This is a genomic window from Agrobacterium sp. NPDC058088 (genome assembly GCF_042885035.1).
In the GTDB taxonomy this organism is placed as follows: domain Bacteria; phylum Pseudomonadota; class Alphaproteobacteria; order Rhizobiales; family Rhizobiaceae; genus Agrobacterium.
This window is the reverse complement of record NZ_JBHVSU010000008.1, coordinates 70,652-90,185: the sequence shown is the minus strand read 5'-3', so window position 1 is coordinate 90,185 and position 19,534 is coordinate 70,652. Positions and strand designations below refer to the sequence as shown.

At 59.5% G+C, this 19,534-nt stretch carries 19 protein-coding genes; 5 read left to right on the top strand and 14 right to left on the bottom strand.

What is annotated here, in order from left to right:
- Window positions 1–41 precede the first annotated feature (41 nt).
- From ACFVTJ_RS19475 to ACFVTJ_RS19425, 11 genes are all read right to left on the bottom strand, one after another.
- Window positions 42–1,265, bottom strand: coding sequence for a DUF1501 domain-containing protein (locus tag ACFVTJ_RS19475; RefSeq protein WP_386910211.1), 1,224 nt, complete (start codon window positions 1,263–1,265; stop codon window positions 42–44).
- 2 nt (window positions 1,266–1,267) lie between these two features.
- A complete protein-coding gene (locus ACFVTJ_RS19470) occupies window positions 1,268–2,761 on the bottom strand; it encodes a DUF1800 family protein (protein WP_386910209.1) in 1,494 nt (497 codons plus the stop codon).
- A gap of 76 nt (window positions 2,762–2,837) precedes the next feature.
- Complete coding sequence (locus ACFVTJ_RS19465) at window positions 2,838–3,287, bottom strand: periplasmic heavy metal sensor (RefSeq protein ID WP_386910207.1); 450 nt, start codon at window positions 3,285–3,287, stop codon at window positions 2,838–2,840.
- On the bottom strand, window positions 3,284–3,724 hold the full coding sequence (locus tag ACFVTJ_RS19460; protein ID WP_386910205.1) for a hypothetical protein: 441 nt from the start codon (window positions 3,722–3,724) through the stop codon (window positions 3,284–3,286). Before ACFVTJ_RS19460 ends, ACFVTJ_RS19465 begins: the two co-directional genes overlap by 4 nt.
- Entirely contained in the window at window positions 3,721–4,263 is a 543-nt protein-coding gene (locus ACFVTJ_RS19455; protein ID WP_386910203.1) for an RNA polymerase sigma factor, read from the bottom strand. Before ACFVTJ_RS19455 ends, ACFVTJ_RS19460 begins: the two co-directional genes overlap by 4 nt.
- A 149-nt stretch (window positions 4,264–4,412) precedes the next feature.
- Window positions 4,413–5,156, bottom strand: a complete 744-nt coding sequence (locus tag ACFVTJ_RS19450; RefSeq protein WP_386910201.1) for an aspartate/glutamate racemase family protein — start codon at window positions 5,154–5,156, stop codon at window positions 4,413–4,415.
- Between the two features lie 11 nt (window positions 5,157–5,167).
- Window positions 5,168–5,986, bottom strand: a complete 819-nt coding sequence (locus ACFVTJ_RS19445; protein ID WP_386910199.1) for an ABC transporter permease — start codon at window positions 5,984–5,986, stop codon at window positions 5,168–5,170.
- 3 nt (window positions 5,987–5,989) lie between these two features.
- Window positions 5,990–6,901: an ABC transporter permease gene (locus ACFVTJ_RS19440; RefSeq protein WP_386910197.1), complete on the bottom strand. Its 912-nt coding sequence runs from the start codon at window positions 6,899–6,901 to the stop codon at window positions 5,990–5,992.
- A gap of 228 nt (window positions 6,902–7,129) precedes the next feature.
- Entirely contained in the window at window positions 7,130–8,419 is a 1,290-nt protein-coding gene (locus ACFVTJ_RS19435) for a PotD/PotF family extracellular solute-binding protein (RefSeq protein ID WP_386910196.1), read from the bottom strand.
- Window positions 8,420–8,449: 30 nt separating this feature from the next.
- The gene (locus ACFVTJ_RS19430; protein WP_386910194.1) at window positions 8,450–9,535 is read right to left on the bottom strand and encodes an ABC transporter ATP-binding protein; all 1,086 of its coding nucleotides are present in this window, start codon (window positions 9,533–9,535) and stop codon (window positions 8,450–8,452) included.
- A gap of 226 nt (window positions 9,536–9,761) precedes the next feature.
- Window positions 9,762–10,742 (bottom strand): 3'-5' exonuclease, encoded by a 981-nt coding sequence (locus ACFVTJ_RS19425; RefSeq protein WP_386910192.1) that lies wholly within the window; start codon window positions 10,740–10,742, stop codon window positions 9,762–9,764.
- 190 nt (window positions 10,743–10,932) lie between these two features.
- On the opposite strand from ACFVTJ_RS19425, the gene ACFVTJ_RS19420 reads away from it, so the two are divergent.
- Complete coding sequence (locus ACFVTJ_RS19420; protein WP_386910190.1) at window positions 10,933–11,835, top strand: hypothetical protein; 903 nt, start codon at window positions 10,933–10,935, stop codon at window positions 11,833–11,835.
- A gap of 36 nt (window positions 11,836–11,871) precedes the next feature.
- Here the strand turns inward: ACFVTJ_RS19420 and ACFVTJ_RS19415 are convergent, their stop codons facing one another.
- The 3 genes from ACFVTJ_RS19415 to ACFVTJ_RS19405 form a co-directional block, all read right to left on the bottom strand.
- Complete coding sequence (locus ACFVTJ_RS19415) at window positions 11,872–12,285, bottom strand: hypothetical protein (protein ID WP_386910188.1); 414 nt, start codon at window positions 12,283–12,285, stop codon at window positions 11,872–11,874.
- A 169-nt stretch (window positions 12,286–12,454) separates the two neighbouring features.
- Window positions 12,455–13,366, bottom strand: a complete 912-nt coding sequence (locus tag ACFVTJ_RS19410) for a transglycosylase SLT domain-containing protein (RefSeq protein WP_386910355.1) — start codon at window positions 13,364–13,366, stop codon at window positions 12,455–12,457.
- A 172-nt stretch (window positions 13,367–13,538) separates the two neighbouring features.
- Window positions 13,539–15,320 (bottom strand): methyl-accepting chemotaxis protein, encoded by a 1,782-nt coding sequence (locus tag ACFVTJ_RS19405; protein ID WP_386910186.1) that lies wholly within the window; start codon window positions 15,318–15,320, stop codon window positions 13,539–13,541.
- 252 nt (window positions 15,321–15,572) lie between these two features.
- Here ACFVTJ_RS19405 and ACFVTJ_RS19400 point away from each other — a divergent pair, with 252 nt between their 5' ends.
- The 4 genes from ACFVTJ_RS19400 (at window position 15,573) to ACFVTJ_RS19385 (ending at window position 19,514) form a co-directional block, all read left to right on the top strand.
- Window positions 15,573–16,046 (top strand): VOC family protein, encoded by a 474-nt coding sequence (locus ACFVTJ_RS19400; protein ID WP_386910185.1) that lies wholly within the window; start codon window positions 15,573–15,575, stop codon window positions 16,044–16,046.
- A gap of 260 nt (window positions 16,047–16,306) precedes the next feature.
- On the top strand, window positions 16,307–17,650 hold the full coding sequence (locus ACFVTJ_RS19395; protein WP_386910183.1) for an extracellular solute-binding protein: 1,344 nt from the start codon (window positions 16,307–16,309) through the stop codon (window positions 17,648–17,650).
- Window positions 17,651–17,731: 81 nt separating this feature from the next.
- Window positions 17,732–18,622, top strand: coding sequence for a carbohydrate ABC transporter permease (locus ACFVTJ_RS19390; RefSeq protein WP_386910181.1), 891 nt, complete (start codon window positions 17,732–17,734; stop codon window positions 18,620–18,622).
- Window positions 18,623–18,629: 7 nt separating this feature from the next.
- Window positions 18,630–19,514, top strand: coding sequence for an ABC transporter permease subunit (locus ACFVTJ_RS19385; protein ID WP_386910179.1), 885 nt, complete (start codon window positions 18,630–18,632; stop codon window positions 19,512–19,514).
- The last annotated feature ends 20 nt before the right edge of the window (window positions 19,515–19,534 follow it).

Genomic DNA, 19,534 nt, shown 5'->3' with positions numbered 1-19,534 from the left:
ATATCAGACACTATTGCAACAGGAACATGAAGGGACTTTGCTTAGACGATCAGGCCCTTCATAGGCCGGATAAGATCGGATCCGGGAAAGACAAGCTTGTCCAGCGCTCCGGCACCCGCACCGAGATGATCGATGGCGAGCCCCTTGATGACGGCGCGTAGATCGGTGGTCGCGGCAAGGTCGCGGCCGTCACGAAGCTGCGCCTCCTTCAGACCCGGCCAATCGGCGATGACGCGGCCGCCGCGGATGCTGCCACCGGCCAGAAAGGCGGTGGTGGCAGTGCCGTGGTCTGTACCCTCTGTGCCGTTAATGCGCGCGGTGCGGCCAAATTCTGTCGCGACAAGGATCACCGTGTCTTTCCACACCGGCCCCAGTTCCTGTTCGAAGGCCGCAAGGGCATTATCGAGACCGGTCAGAAGCTTGGCGAGGCGATCGACCTCCTGCGCATGGGTATCCCAGCCCTCGAAAGCGAGTGCGGCAACACGCGGGCCCTCCGGATGGGCGATCAGCCGTGCCGCGCCGCGTGCCATCTGCTCCATCCCCTGTGGATCGCCAGGGCCGCCGCGCGCCTTGATATCGACGCCCGACGCGATCCTGCCCGTTTCCACACCTTCCGCCAGCAGGGCGGCCAGCATCGGGTCCGTCTGGCCGTAAAGATCGGCAAGGCGGGGGGCGAGATCGCCATCGGCGGGCCGCAGCACGGATGGCGCCCATCCGAGGATCGGCGCCTTGCCGCGAATGACGAGCGGTGCGCTGGCCCCGATGGCAAGTCCGCTCACCCGGTCGCCAGCGGCCGGATTGATGGTTTCACCTGCCGGCATCTGTTCCAGGAGCCGGTTGAGCCAACCGCTTTCGACATGGCCGGGCGTCGCAAAACCGGATTCGAGAACATCCTGCCCGTCAAAATGTGATCGGTCGCGATAACCGGTGGCGCTGGCGTGCACCACGGCTGCCTCACCCTTGCGGTAAAGCCGCTGGAAATTGCGTAACGAAGGATGCAAGGCAAAATAGCCATCCAGCGCCAGCGCGGGGTTTTCGCCTTCCGTTCGCAGCGTCAACTGCTGTCTCAGCGCTTCATAATCGGGATCGCCGACCGGCGGCACCGCGGTCAGCCCGTCAAGCGCGCCACGCAGGATGATCGTGACGAAACGCGGATCGCGTCCGGAGGCCGCATGGGCAAAGCGCGGCATGAAAGCCCAGGCGAAAAGGGCACCGGTTGCGCCGAGAACGGCGCGGCGAGTGGGGGAGAAATCTTCGCACAGCATGATTAGCGCCTCTGGAATTCGGGGGAAAGGAAAGCGATGGTCAGTCCTTGCGGCTTTGTTTCCGCGCGCTGGACGGCCTGGGCCGTCTCACGCGTCAGCAGCGGGCCGAACCGGTCGGCAACGAAATCGCGGGGGTCGATGCCGCCGGCAACCTGATGGGCAAAAAGGCTCGCGGCATCGATCCGCGTCGCCAGACCCTCGGATGAACCCCAATTATCGGTCACGTCGGAAAACCCGTTCGGCCCGGATGGATCCCAGAAGGGTTGCCCAAGCGCCTTCAGTACAGAAACGATCTGCTCGGGTTTCGGCTTGATATCGCTGCTGCGAAGCATCGCGGTGACGAAATCGAGTGGTGGTCTGAGCTTCTTTAAAGCCGGATCCCAGGCCTCCTCCGCATCCAGCATGGCCAGATAGGTAGCGGCGAGATCACCATGGGATTTGGTGTAGGCCGCAGCGATCTTCGTCACCAGTCCTGCGGGAGGCTGGTCGCTGACGAAGTGCCTCACCAGTTTGAAGGCAAGGTGACGGGCGGTGGATGGGTGATGGGCGAGATCGCGCAGTGCCCGCCTGCCCTGCTCCACCCCTACATCAGCATAGGTGATGCCCATCACCGCGTGATCGCCCGGCTCGTGGCTGTTGGCATTGAAGCTGAAGCGCCCAACCGGCCCCGGCTTGTTCTCATCCCGATAAACGGTCCAGCCGGTGATGATGCGCGCAAGCTCCGTCACGTCAGCCTGATTGTAACCGCCATCAACACCCAGCGTGTGAAGTTCCATGATCTCGCGGGCCAGATTTTCGTTCAGCCCGCGCTTGCCGTTTTTGTTGGCCGGTGAATTGGGACCCATCGATTGCTGGTTATCGAGAAAGAACAGCATCGCCGGGTGCGTTTCCACGGCAAGCAGCATGTCCTCGAAATTCCCGAATATGTGCGGACGTATCGCTTCGCGCTCGAAGGCGCCGGCGAGCACGTGCACATCGCCACCCTTGCCGATCGCGACGGAGAAATGGTTTGCCCAGAACATCGCAAGACGTTCGCCAAAGCCGATCAAAGGCTGGCGTATGGTGCCATTAAACCGCGCATCGACCTCCGCCAGCAATATCTGCTGTGGCAGATAGGGTCTCTTGCTGGCCGCATCCGCCGGCTTGTCTGTCTGCATGGCGGGCGGCATGGTCGGCGCTACTGCCGTGCCGGCCATGTTCATCTTGCTATCCGGACCCGCCATCGCCCTGTCCACGGAGACGGCCATTACCGCCGTCTTTTCACGCTCGGCTTTCACCTGCTTGTTGAAGGCAATGAGCGAGACCATGAGATCGGCGCTGGAGTGCAATTGCGGGCCGGCGGGGACAGGGACCGCATGCTCGGTTATTTCCGACCGCAAAAGATCGCGCGGATCATCCGCAATTGCCTTTATATCGCCCTGACGAGCGCCCAGGCCGAAGCGCCACAAGCACAGCGCTGCATCCACTTCCCTGGAATTTGCCGTCGCATTTGACATGACCGATACGAACTCCGTTTCGTTATCGGTCCTTTAACGGCGCGGATATCGCAAATCCGTCGCCGCACAATTGTGATCATTTCGTGGCAGGCTTCGGTGCCTCGCGGGAGAGCAAACCTTCCGCGAGACGCCGTCTTGCATCCAGCGAAAGCGTCCGGGCAAATTCCACTGCCTGAAGCTCAACCGCGGCACGGACCTCGTATTCGGCCTTGCGGGCGCGCTCCAGCGCGTCGGACAGCGCTTTCGTGTCCAGAGTGTCGGCGCCCATGAGCGAAGCAGCCTCAATGCGGGCTTGTCTAGCCTCGGCGGACGTTTCACGCATGGGTTTGCGTGCATCGCTGAGTGCGCTGCGGAAGGCTTCCCTTTCGGCCTTAGGTAGCTGCTCGCCGGCAAGCGGCATCCGGGATGAGGAAGCTGCGGTATCGTTGCGCAGATAAACGAAGCCGGCCCCGGCGAGTGCGCAGACGAGGAACGTATTGGCGACGAGAAGCACAACGACAATCCAGCGGAAATTCTGATCGGTCATTTCGCGTCCTCAGCCAACTCGTTTTCACTTTGCAGATTTCCGAATGCCGTCAGATTGTCACCGAACGAGAAGGACGGCGGCGGTGTGACATTGATGACCGCGACAGCGCCCGTCAGGGCACCCGCAAGGCTGATACCGACCATGCCAGCACCTAGTCCGAAACGGACGAACCGGCGGCGGCGTGAAAGCCGGGATGTGCCTTCTGCGAGAATTCGCCCCTGAAGTGCGGCGGAGGCCACTGCCTTTGGCCGGAATGCAGCCAATGCACGATCCAATTGCGCCGCTTCACTTAAAAGGCGCTGCCCCTCCGCTGTTTCGGAATAAAGCGCGGCTTTCGCGCGACGATCCTCTGGCCAGCGCTTCGGATCGGCGCCATATGCCGAAACGAGGGCGGAAAATGCCTGCCCGTCCATGCCGTCTTCCATCGACCCGCTCATGTCTCATCCTCGTTCAAGATTTTCTGCAGCGCTCTGCGCCCACGCGACAGAAGGCTTTCCAAAGCGTCAACGCTGACCTGCATGATGTCGGCCGCCTCCCGGTTCGACATCTCCTGATAATAAACCAGAATGATCGCGTCGCGTTGCCGCTCAGGGATAAGGGAGAGCGCCCGCCCGACGGCCTCACCCCCGTCCGTATCAGCCGCGTCATTCTCCGATGACTGGCGCGCATCGGCGAGGTCTGACGGCTGGGCGACGGATAGTTCGCGTCGCTTCCTCAACCGGTCATAACAGAGATTCAGCGCCACACGGTGAATCCACGTATCAAATCGCGCAGCGCCCTGCCGCCAGGTTCCCGCCTGTTTCCAAATCCGCAGAAAGGTCTCCTGCGCGACGTCCTCCGCCTCGACCGGATCCCCAAGCATACGGCTTGCCAGCGCCATGATCCTCGGCAGTTTTGCTTCAACGAGTGCCCGCATCGCCCGCACATCTCCGGCCGCGACATCCGCCACGAGCTTTGCATCGGGGTCACTCACCATGCTTCGGTCGAATCTCCGTTGCGGTCCTGAAAGGCCGGACAAGACATGTCGATAGATGACGTTTTACACGACATTTTCGACTTTAACGGGGAAAGGCGCGAAAATCCGTCGCAAAACCCGGAGAATTTTTCAGCACAGAGGGCGGGATATCACACCGTCATGCGGTCTGGCTGGAATGCCTCAAGCAAGCCGTGATAGGGCTTGGCGACCGGCGTGGCATAGGCGCCGCGCTTGGCGGTGGATAGCCCCATGGAAACCAGGGATTCCGCCTGTTTGACCGCGGCAGCGACACCGTCGATGACAGGCACGCCGAATTCGGTGCGCAACTCGGCGGTCAGGTCCGCCATGCCGGCGCAGCCGAGCACAATCGCCTCCGCCCGATCCTCCTTCAGGGCGAGCGCAATCTCCTGCCGCAACCGTTCGCGGGCGTTCGACGCGGGATCTTCGAGCGACAGGACAGGAATATCGGCGGCGCGTACATTGCAGCGGGCGGACATGCCATAACGATGAACCAGATGTTCGAGCGGCAATCGTGACCGTTCCATCGTCGTGACGATGGTGAATTTCTGCGCGATGAAGGCAGTGGCGGAGACCGCCGCCTCACAGAGGCCGATAACGGGAATATCGCAAAACGCGCGCGCCGCATCGAGCCCGGTATCGTCGAAACAGGCAATAACGGCCGCATCAACGCCAAGCGCCGGAGCCTTGGCAAGTTCGAGCAGCAGGCCGGGCACGGCGAAAGCCTCGTCATAATAACCTTCGATGGAGACAGGCCCCATGGAGGAGGTCACGCCGAGAATTTCCGTATCCCGGCCGACCACCCGCATGGCGGCGTCGGCGATCGTTGCTGTCATGGATTGGGTAGTATTGGGATTGACGACGAGGATGCGCATGGGAGGTTTCTTTACCCGCGTGAATGGCGACGGTTGAGGGTCACGATCAAGCCAAGCGTGGCCGCAATCACCAGAAGGGAAAACAGCGTCGTGACGGCACCCAGCGCATAAAGCACCGGCGTCGTGACATTGGTCGTCATGCCGTAGATTTCCAGCGGCAGCGTGTTGTAGGTGCCTGACGTCATCAGCGTGCGGGCAAATTCGTCGTAGGAAAGCGTGAACCCGAACAGGCCGACGCCGATCAGGCTCGGTGCGATCATCGGCAGCACCACATGGGCGAAAGTCTGCCAGGAGGACGCGCCGAGATCGCGGGCGGCTTCTTCATAGGACGGTGAAAAACGATTGAAGACGGCGAGCATGATGAGCACGCCAAAAGGTAGCGTCCAGGTGAGATGTGCGCCGAAAGCTGATGTATACCATGAAGGTTCCAGCCCAAGCTGCTGAAAAAGAACACCAATACCGAGCGATATGATGATCGACGGCACCACGAGGCTGGCGACCGAGAGATAAAACAGCGGCGTCGCGCCGATGAATTTGCGCCGGAAGGCAAGACCTGCCAGCAGCGAGACGAGAACAGTGACGGTCATGACCATCAGCCCAAGCCCGAAGGAGCGGCGGAACGAGCCGCCGAAATCGCCGACCGCCTGTTGTTCGAAGAGATTGCCGAACCAGTGCAGCGAAACGCCGTTCAGCGGGAAGGTCAACCCGCCATTCGGCCCCTGAAAGGCGAGGATGAGGATGGCCGAAAGCGGGCCGTAAAGGAACAGCACGAAGAAGGCAAAAAAGAAGGCGAGGACGTAGAACTCACGGCCGCGTTTTTCCTGATGCATGGACTAGAGCTCCTTGCGGATATCGACGATGCGCAGGATGCCCGCGACCATCAGAAGAACGAGGATGAGCAGGATGACGGCATTGGCGGCGGCCGCCGGATATTGCAGCAGCGACATCTGGTTCTTCATCATCAGCGCCACCGACGCGCTTTGGCCGCCGGACATGACCTGAACCGTGGAGAAATCCGCCATGACCAGCGTCACGACGAAGATGCTGCCGATGGCCATGCCGGGCTTGGCAAGAGGAATGATGACGTTGGTGAGCGTCTGCCATCCCGTCGCCCCGGCATCGCGAGCCGCCTCGATCAGTGATTTGTCGATGCGCATCAGCGTGTTGAAGATCGGCGTGACCATGAACAGCGTATAGAGATGCACCATGGCCAGCACCACGGCGAAATCGGAATAGAGCAGCCACTCGATCGGCTCGGGAATGATGCCGGTGCCGACCAGTGCGCTGTTGACGAGACCGTTTCGCCCGAGAACCGGAATCCAGGAAATCATGCGGATGATGTTCGAGGTTAGGAACGGCACGGTGCAGACGAGGAATAACACCATCTGTATGGTGGTGGTGCGGATGTGGAAGGCAAGGAAATAGGCGACCCAGAAACCGCAGAACAACGTGATGGCCCAGACGATCGCGGCGTATTTCAGCGTGTTGAGATAGGTCTGCCAGGTGACCCAAGAGCCCAGCGTCTCCAGGTAATTGAAGGTCACGAAATCGGGATACATCTGGGCGAAGTCATAATCCCAGAAGCTGACGACGGCGATCATCAGGATCGGCAGCGCCAGGAAAAAGCCAAGGATCAGGAAAAGCGGGGCAGCCTGCACATAGGAGACGAGCTTTTGCGGCAGCACGAAGCTGCGGGGCGGCTTGTCCTTTTTGTCGCTGACGCCGATGAGTCTGACCGTCACCATATCCGAGCCTTTCCCTGAATTTGCGGATGCACTGGCGGCAATGCCGCCAGCCAGCATTTTGACAAGTCCTCCACACCCTCGGCGTCATCCTCGGGCTTGACCCGAGGATCTAACCACGTGTGATGTGGTGGTTCGTTAGATCCTCGGGTCAAGCCCGAGGATGACGTCGAGAGGTGGGCGCCTGTCGCAATTGACCGGCGGCGCTTGCCGCCGGTCGTCCTAAAAGGATCACGCCGCGATGAACTCGTTCCAGCGGCGGACCATATAGCGGTCTTCGTCCATGACCGAGTTCCAGCACGCCACCTTGCCCATGCGCTCCTCGAAGGAGCCGCCATCGCGCACCGCACCTGCCTTTTCCATGACCTTGCCATCAGGCGCGATGATGTCGCCCTGCGCCGGCTTGCCTTCGACCCAGTAACCCCACTCGTCGGCGGTCATGTGCTCCTTCGCGGTTTCCATGGCGGCGGAGTAGTAGCCCTGGCGGTTGAGATAAGCGCCGACCCAGCCGGAGGTGTACCAGTTGATATATTCATAGGCTGCATCGAGCTTCGCGCCGGAAAGATGCTTGGCGAGACCGAGACCGCCGCCCCAGGAACGATAGCCTTCCTTCAGCGGCTGGTATTTGCAAGCGATGCCCTTGGAGCGAACCGCAGCGACGGCCGGAGACCACATGGACTGGATGATGACTTCGCCCGAGGCCATGAGGTTGACGCTTTCGTCGAAGCTCTTCCAGAAGGCGCGGAACTGGCCGTCCTTCTTGGCCTTGATGAGGAAGTCGATGGTCTTGTCGATCTCCGCCTTGGTCATGTTGCCCTTGTCGGCATATTTGATATTGCCCATGGCTTCCATGATCATCGCCGCATCCATGATGCCAATGGAGGGGATGTTGAGGATCGAGGTCTTGCCCTTGAACTTCGGGTCCATGATATCGGCCCAGCTGCTGATATCGCGGCCGACCAGATCGGGACGGATGCCGAGCGTATCGGCGTTGTAGATGGTCGGGACCATGGTGAAATAATCGGTCTCACCCTTGGCGAAGGTCTTGTCGCCGGGCTTTTCGACGTAACCGACCGTGTGCGGCGCGGTGCCCTGTGCAACGACGCTGTCAGGCTTCAGCTTGCCGTTTTTGAACAGCGGCACGATCTTGTCGTAATATTTCAGCTTCTTGATTTCCATCGGCTGGATGACACCGGCCGGATAGACCTTCTTGAGGATCCAGTATTCGATATCGGCGATATCGTAGGAGTTCGGCTGGGTGACGGCACGCTGGGCGGCGGCATCCGAATCCGTTGCCGTCATTTCGAGCGTGATGCCGAGATCGGCCTTGCACTTTTCGGCAATGGCGTTGAGGTTCGACACGCCGGTGCCGAACTGGCGGATGGTGATGGGGTTCTGTGCCCAGATGGTCGGGAAGCCGGTGATGAGGCCGGAGCCGATCGCCGCACCTGTCGCGGCCGCGCCTGCCTTCAGAAGGCCACGGCGGGACAGGCCCTTCTTGCTGTTGGTGGTATCAGTCATTTCAAAGTTCTCCTCTGGTTATTTTTGGGGTCACTTCTCTACCCGGCCGAGCACGATGGCATCGGCCGCATTCCATGAAAGCGGTATGGCATCACCGGCCTTGACCGGGTTTTCGAAAAAGGCGGCATCGCTGAGGATGACGTTGAAATCCTCGATGCCCGCGCCGGTGACGGCGATCTTCACGCTTGCGCCGCGATATTCGACATTCGAGACGATGCCAGTGAAACCGAGGCCAGGCTGATCCGCCTCGCCGACGCGCACACGGTCGGTGCGCACGGCAATATCGACCGCGCCGTCATCCGGGGCCACGCCACTGGCGATAAATGTGCCGCCGCCTGCCACTTCGAGCGTGACGAGATCGCCAGATTTTTCCCGGTAGCGTCCGGAAATCACATTGTGATCACCCATGAAACGGGCAACGAAGGCGGTGGCCGGGCGCTCGAACACCTCACGCGGTGTGGCCGCCTGCTCGATGCGGCCGTCATTCATGACGACGACGATATCGGCAAGCGCCATTGCTTCTTCCTGACTGTGGGTGACGTGGACGAAGGTGATGCCGAGCGAGGTTTGCAGCTTCTTCAACTCAGCGCGCATCCGGATCTTCAGAAAGGGATCGAGCGCAGAAAGCGGCTCGTCCAGCAAGAGCGCCTCGGGGTCGGTGATCAGCGCGCGTGCCAGCGCTACACGCTGCTGCTGTCCGCCGGAAAGCTGAGCCGGGCGACGGCTGGCATAGGGTTCAAGCTGCATCAGCTGCAGCATCTCAAGCGCCTTCGCCCGCCGGCTCTCCTTGTCCGCACCCTTCATCTTGAGGCTGAAGGCGACATTGTCGACGAGATCGAGATGCGGAAAAAGGGCATAGGACTGGAACATCATCGCCGTGCCGCGCCGCGCCGGCGGAAGATCCGTGACCACCACATTGCCGAGCCTGATGTCGCCGCTGGAAATGCTCTCGTGGCCGGCAATCATTCTGAGTGTCGAGGTCTTGCCGCAGCCCGAGGGGCCAAGCAGGCAGCAATAGCTTCCCGCCGGTATCTTGAGGCTGATCGCATGCACGGCGGTGGTGGTGCCGTAAATCTTGGATACGGACGCGATGTCGATTGCTGCGGCTTTGCTCATAAACACTCTCCTGCGACATCTTTGTCATGCAGGAGGCGTGCCAATCGGCTTAGCCATTGATATAAAAAAGAATTTTAAATAGGTCTCTGAGTCCGCCCAACCGGCTGCTTAAATTTGCAGCGATTGTTTTCGATCGATTGGCAAAATTGTATTCAATCCAGCGCCCGATTGTAGATACTCTCCGTATCCAAAAGCATCTCGAGGCAGAGGCTAAAAACCGCCTCGCCTATCCCGCCCTGAAGCGGTCAAAGGCCGTGAGATGCTTGAGAGTTGGATCGGCATCCCAGCGATAGATTTCGGTGCGCAGGAAATGCAATTCCTCTTCGAGCTTGTCTTCCGGCAGTTCCACCCACCAGGATTTCGGCCGGCCATCGGAACCATCGGACCAGCGGTAGCCACGCTTCTTGAGATGATCCTTCATATCGAAAGGGCTGTTTTCCGCGTAGATCCGCACCCTTGAACGCCCGCTTGCTTCATAAAGCTCTGCAAAAGGCGTGGTCTCCTGGCCTGGGCGTATCTGTTCCAACACTTCCAGCAGGGCGAAACAATCATCCACCGCGCGATGGCCGTCATGGAAATAGCCTGACTGCCCGATGAGATAACCGAGCTTGTTGCCTTCGAAACCACGCACCCGCCAGTCTATTTCCGAAACGGAGCACGCCCAGGCCTTGTCACGGAAGATCGGCGAGAAGGCTTCGCAGAACGGACGATCAAAACCGGCATTATGGGCGATAATCAGATCGGCATGGGCGATGAGAGAGGTCAGCCGCGCCATGTCGATCGATTGTCCCGCCACCATCTCGTCTGTGATCCCCGTCAGGCGGGTGATGTCTTCGGGAATGGCGATACCCGGTTGCCGCAACCCGCCATAGATGCCGGTGACATCGCCGATCGCACCGTTATCGTCAAAGGTAAAGGTGATGACGCCGATTTCAATGATCTCATCGGTGCGGTGATCTAGGCCCGTCGTTTCCGTATCGAGGATCACGCCCTGGCGTGGAAATTCCGGCCGTGGCCGGTCAACGACCGGGCGTGGCTGGAGCTTGCGCAGGACACGATAATTACCGGTCGCTTCGAGATGCGTGGCAAGCGCCTCATCATCCATGCCGGTCTTCGGCGCCGCTTCGCGACCACCCGACTTTCGTCCCCTTTCAGCCTGAGGAAGCCGCACAGCCGCGGGGGCAAAAAAATCCATCTGGGAAGTCATTATGCTCGTGTCCGTCGTGCCCGGAAATCAAGATTCAGCACTCAAGCATATGCGCAGAAGCTCACAGTAACAACAGCGCTTACCCTCATCCACAGGAACGGGATATTTGACGGGGTACAGTTGAGGGTTGCAGCTTCAATTTACGATGGTAAAAAAGCGCATCGTTCCCGTGTTTCAGGAGAGAAGAAGAATGCCGCTTCCATCACCTTCCAACCCGAAAACGCTTGCCGACCAGAGCCAACTCAAGCTGTTTCCGCTGCAAAGCGGCCCGCATTTCGGCAATATGGGCCTCAGCAACGGCGCAAGCGGCATCGTTTTTACGGGTTATACGCGGGATGCTAATGCGGACAATGAAGCCTTTTCCTGCTGCGGCAGCTACACCCTGCGTAACTCCGTGCATGCGGCCATTGCCGGCACGACCAGCGACAATTGCACTGTCTTTGCGCTAAAAAGCATTATCAACCAGCGCCCGTGCCTGGCGGTTGGAAAGTTCGACCCGGATGGCAAACCGCTGGCATTGTCGAAAACAGAGTTCGATCAGGTCACGAAACCCCTGTTCCAGTTCGCGGACAAGGTATCACCGATCCTCGGCAGCGAACCGGCGCCCGGCATTCAGATCCGCAGCGGCGACGCCTCCTATAATTATCAGATCGATGCGCGCAGCGGCCGCTTCCGCTTCACCTATAAGGACAGCATGAGCGGCGGCCGTTACGGACCATCGGCGGACGGCAATGTCTCACTCGAGCACGACGGCCATCGCCTCGCGAAAATAAGTGCGGGTGGCAGCTATGGCACTTCGGACAATTCGATTGCCGCTTCGGCTTATCGGGATATCGATTCCCGCGGGTTCGAGACGACGGTGCGCAGCGGTCAGGCTTCCGCCATGTTCGGAAGAACCTATACGGAAAACGCCATCACCCGCAAAATAGGCGTCGGTTACGGCAAGACCTCGTTCCGACGCGAGGATACGCCGGGCGGAACGATCAAGGAGAGCCTCGGGCACAAGCTCGACAAGGTCACGCTTGAAGTGTCCCGCACGCGCGACCGGGCGAAGGGCACCGAATATATGCTGACCATCAAGATGGAGCTTTGAGGCATTAGGCAACAGGGACGGTTGCGGCGGACCGCCTCATGATGCCGGGCGATTGAGAATGTTTTCGCAATTGGCGGGATTGCCGATGATCTCGCTCGTCTTGATGGTGGAGGCGGCATTTGCGGTGATCTTGATGATGCAATCGCGGCGATGTTCCTTGATCTTCATGCCTTCGGTTTCCGAAACCCTCACCTGCCCGTCGACGGTCGTCACTTCCCGCCTGTTGCTAAGCCCGGCATAGGTCTCCACATCGACCTTCAACCAGTAGGATTCGGTTTCACCGTTTTCGATGATGACCTTGTTCGGGCGGCCAAGCTGAGCGATTGCGGCGTCACGCGGTTGCCCCACGAAACCCGCGACCGTGCGGGAAATCTCCGTCTCCCCCGTGCTGGTGCACGCCGCAACGACAAGCAGAACGGTCGCCAGACATCCGGTTTCAAACCACTTCATTTTCAGATCATTCCCCACACCTGCTGCCGGCCACTTCTTGGCCATCATCGGCGGCAAATCTATGCATCATCATTCCACTCCGAAAGATGGGACGGCCACAAAGCCGATCAACTTGTTATGATCGCCATCCTCGCGGAAAGAGGAAATATCGGTGCACCACCGGTCGTCGCTAACGGTTGCGGAACACGGTGCAGGGAACTCCCGCCCGCCTGATCTCCCCGCACAGCGTGTTGGCTTCGGTGCGGGTTTCGCGGCCAATACGGGCGGCATAACGCGGGCGCGAGCCGAAATTCCCGCCCCGCTGCCGCACGATCAGGGCGCGCTCGGCATTCAGCGGCTCTGATAGCTGCAAAATCGCGCGGGTGAAAAGCCGGTTGGCCACCCCGGGATTGTAATGTGCGGCGAGCTGTACCCCCCAGGGCGCCCAGTCGGCCGAGGCAACGAGGATGGGATCGTTCATCGAGCGGGTATCGGCCAGACGCACGCAGGCATCATGAAAGGAACGGTTGTCATCCAGCGCAGGTGCGGCCTTTTCCGGCGGATTGTCCTTCCAGCTTTCAACGGGATATCCGGTGATCGCGAACACATAGTCGCGGGTCTCCGTCGGCAGGCGGCCAGTGGCGATGAAATTGCGCAGGCCCGCCTCGCCCGCATTATAGGCTGCGGCGGCAAGGCCGAAATTGCCGAACTGCACGTTCAGTTCCGACAGGTAACGCGACGAGGCCTCTAGGGCGGCAATGATGTTGAAACTGTCTTCAAGACCACGCAACCGTGCCGTGCCTGGCATGAACTGGGCGATGCCCTCCGCCCCTTTCGGGCTGACGGCGCTGGCCCGGAACAGGCTTTCGCGCCAGATCAGCCGGGCGAAATAATCCGGCGGAACAGCATGGCGGGCGGCGAGAACCTCAATGGCGCGGCAAAGATCATTATTGTAACTGCCGGTATTGATACACAGTTCCGGCGCGACATCATGGGAATAGGCGCAGGTGGCTTTTCCCTTGCCAGGCTCCTCGGCTTGCGCCGCGCCAGTGGCTGAGAACAACAAACAGAGTACAATAGCCGCGCAGCCTGTCGATATCATTCCTGCCAAACGAAGGTCCCCGCAAACGCCATACGCAACAGCCGATTATCCGCCAATCGGCATCATATGCCCAGCCCCCCGGTGGTATTCAGCGGGATTTCGGGTTGCGGACGTCCGCATTGCCGCTCCCCCATTCCCGCTTGTTACGGCAATGAGGGAAAAGGCGGATGCTTCAGAATTCCTGCCATTCCTCCTGGGCGACGGCCAATGCGGCCGAACCACGTGCGGGCAGCGGGCGGGCAACCGGACGTCGCTGTGCGGTCGTCGTCTGATGATCAAATCCGCCCCGCGCAGCAGCACTGGCGCGCGGCGCATCATCGAAACAGAATTGCCCGAGAAGCTCAAACAGGGCCGCCGCTTCCCGCGCAAGGCTATGGCTTGCGGCAGTCTGCTCTTCCACCATCGCTGCGTTTTGCTGGGTGCCCTGATCGACCGTGTTGACCGCCTGATTGATCTCGGCGAGCGCCGTGGACTGTTCGCGGGCGGCTTCGACGATGGCGACAACATTGACGTTGATAGCGCGCACCTGCTCGGCTATCTCCTGCAGGGCAGAACCAGCCTTGGTGACAAGGCTGACGCCGTTTTCCACCTGCGCACCGGAAGCATTGATCAGGCTCTTGATTTCCTTGGCGGCCGTCGCAGAACGCTGGGCGAGTTCGCGAACCTCCTGCGCGACGACAGCAAAACCCTTTCCAGCTTCGCCCGCACGCGCCGCTTCCACACCGGCATTCAGCGCCAGAAGATTTGTCTGGAAGGCGATCTCGTCGATCACGCCGATGATGTTGGAAATCTCCCGCGACGATTTTTCGATCTGGTCCATGGCGCCGATTGCATCGCGCACCACCTGGCCGGAATGCTCCGCATGATCGCGGGCGCGGGCGACGATCTTGCCCGCCTCATCCGCCCGGCGGCTTGAATCATTGACCGCCGTGGTGATCTCCTCCAGTGCCGCGGCCGTTTCCTCGATCGAAGCGGCCTGCTGCTCGGTGCGTCTGGCGAGATCATCGGCAGCGGAACGAATTTCATTCGAGCCCGACGAAATCGCACCGGCATTTTCGGAGACCAGCGTCATGGCCCTCTTCAGCTTTTCAGAGGCCGCGTTGAAATCCGTGCGCAGTCTTTCCAGAGAGGGAATGAAAGGCTTGTCGATGCGCTGCGCCAGGTTGCCCTCAGCGAGATCGTTGAGGCATTGGGCCAGTTTCTCCACATTCTCGACGCGTCCGGTGACGTCAGTGGCGAATTTGACGACCTTGAAGACCTTGCCGTTCATGTCGAAGATCGGATTATAAGAAGCCTGAATGAAAACCTTGCGGCCACCCTTGCCGAGCCGCATGAACTCATCGGCTACAAGGTCGCCGCCAGCGAGCCTCTGCCAGAACTGCTTGTATTCCGGCGACTGCGTATAGCCCGGTTCGCAGAACATGGAGTGATGCCTGCCCTGCACTTCACTGAGCGAATACCCCAGCGCCGCCAGAAAATTGTCGTTGGCGGTCAGAACTTCGCCCCCAGGGGAAAATTCGATGATCGCCTGCGCCCGCGACAGGGCGTCGATCTTGCCTGCATCTTCCGCAGCCTTCAGCTTGCGTTCGGTGATATCGGTGGCGATCTTCACCACCTTGACCGGCCTGCCGCGGCGAAACACAGGATTATAGGAGGCCTCGATCCACACTTCGCGGCCACCCTTGCCGATGCGCTTATATTGCCGCTGATCGAACTGGCCAGACGCAAGCTTCGACCAGAAGGCCTTGTAGTCCGGGGACGACACGACGGAGGGCTCGACGAACAAGCTGTGATGCCGGCCAACGATTTCGGAAAGCTCGTAACCGAGCGCCCGACAGAAACTTTCATTGGCCGTCAGAATTTTGCCGGAAAGGTCAAATTCTATGATGGCCTGGGATTTGGAAAGCGCGGCAAGAACCGCGACAGCATTTGCACCACGATCAAGAATAGTCACGCACGATCCTCCGAAGACGACAAGGTTTCCGTTAAAAATTATTCCCAAATATTATTATTACATTATTAAATAATATTTAAGGATAATATTGACTTTCGTGATCAAGATTGAGACCGCGCAGCGACTATTTCGGGTCGAAGTTTGCTTGTAGAGGAACGTTTTCCCCAAGGCGGCATTTTAGGTCCGACGGAGGACAACAAGCTTTCGATTTTCCACCGTCTGGGCAAGCCCTTACTTGGGAGGATCATGCACATGGAAAAGAACACGATCTGCATCTGGTACGACAAGGATGCCGAGGCCGCCGCCAGATTTTATGCCGAGACCTTTCCAGATAGCGCGGTGACCGCCGTGCACCATGCGCCGGGCGACTATCCCTCCGGCAAGAAGGGTGACGTGCTGACCGTGCAATTCACGGTAGCCGGCGTTTCCTGCATCGGCCTCAACGGCGGGCCGGCCTTCAAACAGAGCGAAGCTTTCTCATTCCAGATATCGACCGAAGACCAGGAGGAAACAGACCGCTACTGGAACGCCATTGTCGGCAATGGCGGTGAAGAAAGCGCCTGCGGCTGGTGCAAGGACAAATGGGGCGTCTCCTGGCAGATCACGCCGCGCGTGCTGATGGAGGCTATGGCCGCCGGTGGCGCGGAGGCCAAACGGGCCTTTGCGGCGATGATGGAAATGAAGAAAATCGACGTAGCCGCCATCGAAGCCGCACGTCGCGGTTGACGCGAACAACCGACTCAGCAGCAAGTAGCGAAGTGAAGCACAAATCGCAAACAATTGAAAACGAAAGAAAAAATTTCATTTCGTTTGTTGATTTCACATTTTCAGCCGCGCAGAACGCCCTGGGCGGCGAGTCATCATAAAAGGTTCAACAAAATGTAAGCGATCCGTCAAAGACGGCTGTTAGCAGAGCCCGTGGCTTCGTGCCGGGGACGTGATGTCCTTGCCGAGCAGGCCATCCTTCCATCAACGGGGCTCAACTCATGAAATCTTCCGCTCTGACTTCCTTCGTCGCCGGCATTGCCGTCGCCGCCGCATTCGGCGCCACGGCTGCCCACGCAGAAAAGACCAAGTTCGAATTCTGGTACGGCCTTTCCGGCGATCTCGGCGACCGCGTTCAGGAAACCTGCAAGAAGTTCAACGACTCCCAGGCCGACTTCGAGATCGTCTGCACCTCGCAGAACGAATACGAAACCACCCTGCAGAACACCATTGCCGCCTATCGCGCCAAGAAGCAGCCCGCCATCACCCAGATTTACGATGCCGGCACGCTGGACATGATGCTATCCAAGGCCTTCGTTCCCGCCAAGAAGCTGATGGCCGACAACGGCTACAAGATCGACTGGAACAATTATTTCCCCGGCATCGCCAATTATTACGCCACGGCTTCGGGCGAGCTGAACTCCTTCCCCTATAATTCCTCTACCGCCGTCTTTTATTACAATGTCGATGCCTTCGAAAAAGCCGGCATCACCTTCAAGCCCGACACCTGGGAACAGGTTGAAGAAGCTTCCAGGAAGCTGAAGGCCGCCGGTTTCGAATGCCCGCTCGCCTTCAATTTCGACACCTGGATGCTGATGGAGCAGTTCTCCGCCATCCACAACCAGCCGATCGCCACCAAGGGCAACGGTTATCAGGGTCTCGATGCAGAACTGACCATCAACAAGACCAAGTTCGTCGACCAGGTCAAATTCTTCAAGAAGATGCAGGATGAGAAGCTGTTCGTCGTCAAGACCAAGCAGCTCGGCATGGACATTCTGCCCGCCTTCACCTCGCAGACCTGCCAGATGTTCATGTCTTCCATCGCCGGCCACGGCACCGTTGGCAAGGCCATGCCTGAGGGCGTGAAGTGGGACGTCGCCATGCTGCCGATCTGGAAGGGCACCGAGCGTCACAATTCGCTGGTCGGCGGCGCGTCCCTGTGGGTCATGGCCGGTCGTCCGGAGGCTGAATACAAGGGTGCTGCCGCATTCCTGAACTTCATCGCCCAGCCTGACATGGTTGAGTGGTGGTCGACGGTTACCGGCTACATCCCGGTCACCAAGACCGGTTTCGACGCCATGAAGGCCAACGGCTTCTACGACAAGGCTCCCTACAAGGGCCGTGAAAAGGCAATCGAAAGCCTGACGTTTACGCCGCCGTCCGAATATACCCGCGGTATCCGCCTTGGCGGCTTCACGCAGATCCGCAAGGAAATCGCCACTTCGCTCGAAGCCATCTTCATGCAGAACGCCGATATCCAGACCGAACTCGACAAGGCCGTCGAGCGCTCCAACGCCGGTCTGCGCCGCTTCGAAAAGACCTATGAAGGCGCCAAGCTGAACTAAGCCTGCATTCATTGCCGTCATAGGCCTGTCCGGACATCCTCCGGGCAGGCCCGCCTAAATCTCGAACATTGCCGGTCTCCAATGGAAAAACGCACCGTCTTCAAAAGCACATGGCTGCCTGTGCTCTTCGCCCTGCCGCAGTTCCTGCTCATCCTTCTGTTCTTCTATTGGCCGGTTGTCGCGGTGCTGAACTGGGCATTCACGCTTGAGCCTCCCTTCGGCGGCCCGGCGGAATTTGTCGGCCTCGCCAATTTCGTGGAAACCTTCGGCGATCCGCTTTATTGGCAGTCGATCATCACGAGCCTGACCTTTGCGATCGTCGGACCGTTTTTTGCCATTCTCATCGGCCTCATCCTTGCCCTGGCGGTCGACCGCCAGCTTCCAGGCTCCGGCTTTTTCAGGGTGCTCTATATCCTGCCCTATGCGATCGCCGGTCCCGCAGCCGGCATGGCCTTCCGCTTCATCCTGTCACCGGAACGCGGTCTCGCCGCCTCCCTGAACGCCTGGTGGCCGGATATCTGGAACCCGGCCAAATATGGTGAACATGCGCTGATCCTCATCATCGTCATCTTCATCTGGAAATGGGCGGGTTACACCTTCATCTTCCTGTTCGCCGGCCTGCAATCCGTGCCGCGTTCGCTGACGGAAGCTGCTGCCATGGACGGTTCGGGACCGATCCGCCGCGCCATCGACATCCAGGTGCCGCTGCTCGCTCCCACCCTGTTCTTCCTGACAGTCACCATGATGACCGAAGGTTTCGTCGGCGCCGACACATTCGGCATCGTCGCCTCCACGACCGAGGGCGGCCCCAACCATGCCACCGAAGTGATGGTCTACCGCATCGTCAACGAGGCCTTCCAGGGACTGAACTATTCCGGCGCCTCGGCCCAGAGTCTCCTCCTCATCGGCCTCATCATGGTCTTTACATTCATTCAGTTCCGCTTCGTCGAGCGGCAAGTCCATTACAAGTGAGGCGGCGATGATCCAGCGCACACCCTATGCCGACGCCCTGACCTATGCGATCATGGTGGCGGGTTTTTTCCTGCTCATCGGCCCTTTACTCGTCGTCATTTCCGGCGCCAGCCAGACCGTCCAACAGGTCAACAGCGTGCCGTTCAGCTTCATGCCGCAGGGCGAATTTTTCGCCAATGCGCAGACCGCCTGGGCACGCGCCAATCTCGGCAACGCCCTCTGGAACAGCCTGATCATGGCGACGCTGGTGACCGTCGGCAAGGTGGCGCTGTCGGCCTTGACCGCTTTCGCCATCGTCTTCTTCCGCTCACCGCTGAAACATCTGTTCTTCTGGACGGTCTTCATCACCCTGATGCTGCCGCTCGAAGTGCGCGTGGTCCCGACCTATTCGGTCGCCGCTGATATTTTCCAGCCGCTCCGCTCCATTCTCGGCCTGTTCGGCATCGAGGTGACGCTGGAATGGAACCTGCTGAACTCCTATGCCGGTTTGACCCTGCCGCTCGTGGCCACCGCCACCGGCACATTTCTTTACCGGCAGTTTTTCATGACCATCCCGGACGAGCTGGCTGAAGCCGCCCGCATGGACGGTTCGGGCGCGGCCCGTTTCTTCGTGGATATGCTGCTGCCGCTCTCGCGCACGAACATGCTGGCGCTTACCACCATCATGTTCGTTTATGCCTGGAACCAGTATCTGTGGCCACTGCTGATGGTCACCGATCCCTCCTACAAGACGGTGATGATGTCGCTCAGGGCGCTTCGACCCGCCGATGACGGCACGCCGGACTGGAATGTCACGCTGGCCGGTTCCCTCATCATCATTCTGCCGCCGCTTTTCGTCGTGGCCTTCCTGCAACGCTGGTTCGTCCGTGGCCTCGTCTCGTCCGAAAAATGACGCGCGGCTTTCAACAACAA

Coding starts and splice junctions, on each gene's coding strand:
- ACFVTJ_RS19475 (WP_386910211.1), bottom strand. CDS start 1,265: ATGCTGTGCGAAGATTTCTCCCCCACTCGCCGCGCCGTTCTCGGCGCA.
- ACFVTJ_RS19470 (WP_386910209.1), bottom strand. CDS start 2,761: ATGTCAAATGCGACGGCAAATTCCAGGGAAGTGGATGCAGCGCTGTGC.
- ACFVTJ_RS19465 (WP_386910207.1), bottom strand. CDS start 3,287: ATGACCGATCAGAATTTCCGCTGGATTGTCGTTGTGCTTCTCGTCGCC.
- ACFVTJ_RS19460 (WP_386910205.1), bottom strand. CDS start 3,724: ATGAGCGGGTCGATGGAAGACGGCATGGACGGGCAGGCATTTTCCGCC.
- ACFVTJ_RS19455 (WP_386910203.1), bottom strand. CDS start 4,263: ATGGTGAGTGACCCCGATGCAAAGCTCGTGGCGGATGTCGCGGCCGGA.
- ACFVTJ_RS19450 (WP_386910201.1), bottom strand. CDS start 5,156: ATGCGCATCCTCGTCGTCAATCCCAATACTACCCAATCCATGACAGCA.
- ACFVTJ_RS19445 (WP_386910199.1), bottom strand. CDS start 5,986: ATGCATCAGGAAAAACGCGGCCGTGAGTTCTACGTCCTCGCCTTCTTT.
- ACFVTJ_RS19440 (WP_386910197.1), bottom strand. CDS start 6,901: ATGGTGACGGTCAGACTCATCGGCGTCAGCGACAAAAAGGACAAGCCG.
- ACFVTJ_RS19435 (WP_386910196.1), bottom strand. CDS start 8,419: ATGACTGATACCACCAACAGCAAGAAGGGCCTGTCCCGCCGTGGCCTT.
- ACFVTJ_RS19430 (WP_386910194.1), bottom strand. CDS start 9,535: ATGAGCAAAGCCGCAGCAATCGACATCGCGTCCGTATCCAAGATTTAC.
- ACFVTJ_RS19425 (WP_386910192.1), bottom strand. CDS start 10,742: ATGACTTCCCAGATGGATTTTTTTGCCCCCGCGGCTGTGCGGCTTCCT.
- ACFVTJ_RS19420 (WP_386910190.1), top strand. CDS start 10,933: ATGCCGCTTCCATCACCTTCCAACCCGAAAACGCTTGCCGACCAGAGC.
- ACFVTJ_RS19415 (WP_386910188.1), bottom strand. CDS start 12,285: ATGAAGTGGTTTGAAACCGGATGTCTGGCGACCGTTCTGCTTGTCGTT.
- ACFVTJ_RS19410 (WP_386910355.1), bottom strand. CDS start 13,366: ATGATATCGACAGGCTGCGCGGCTATTGTACTCTGTTTGTTGTTCTCA.
- ACFVTJ_RS19400 (WP_386910185.1), top strand. CDS start 15,573: ATGGAAAAGAACACGATCTGCATCTGGTACGACAAGGATGCCGAGGCC.
- ACFVTJ_RS19395 (WP_386910183.1), top strand. CDS start 16,307: ATGAAATCTTCCGCTCTGACTTCCTTCGTCGCCGGCATTGCCGTCGCC.
- ACFVTJ_RS19390 (WP_386910181.1), top strand. CDS start 17,732: ATGGAAAAACGCACCGTCTTCAAAAGCACATGGCTGCCTGTGCTCTTC.
- ACFVTJ_RS19385 (WP_386910179.1), top strand. CDS start 18,630: ATGATCCAGCGCACACCCTATGCCGACGCCCTGACCTATGCGATCATG.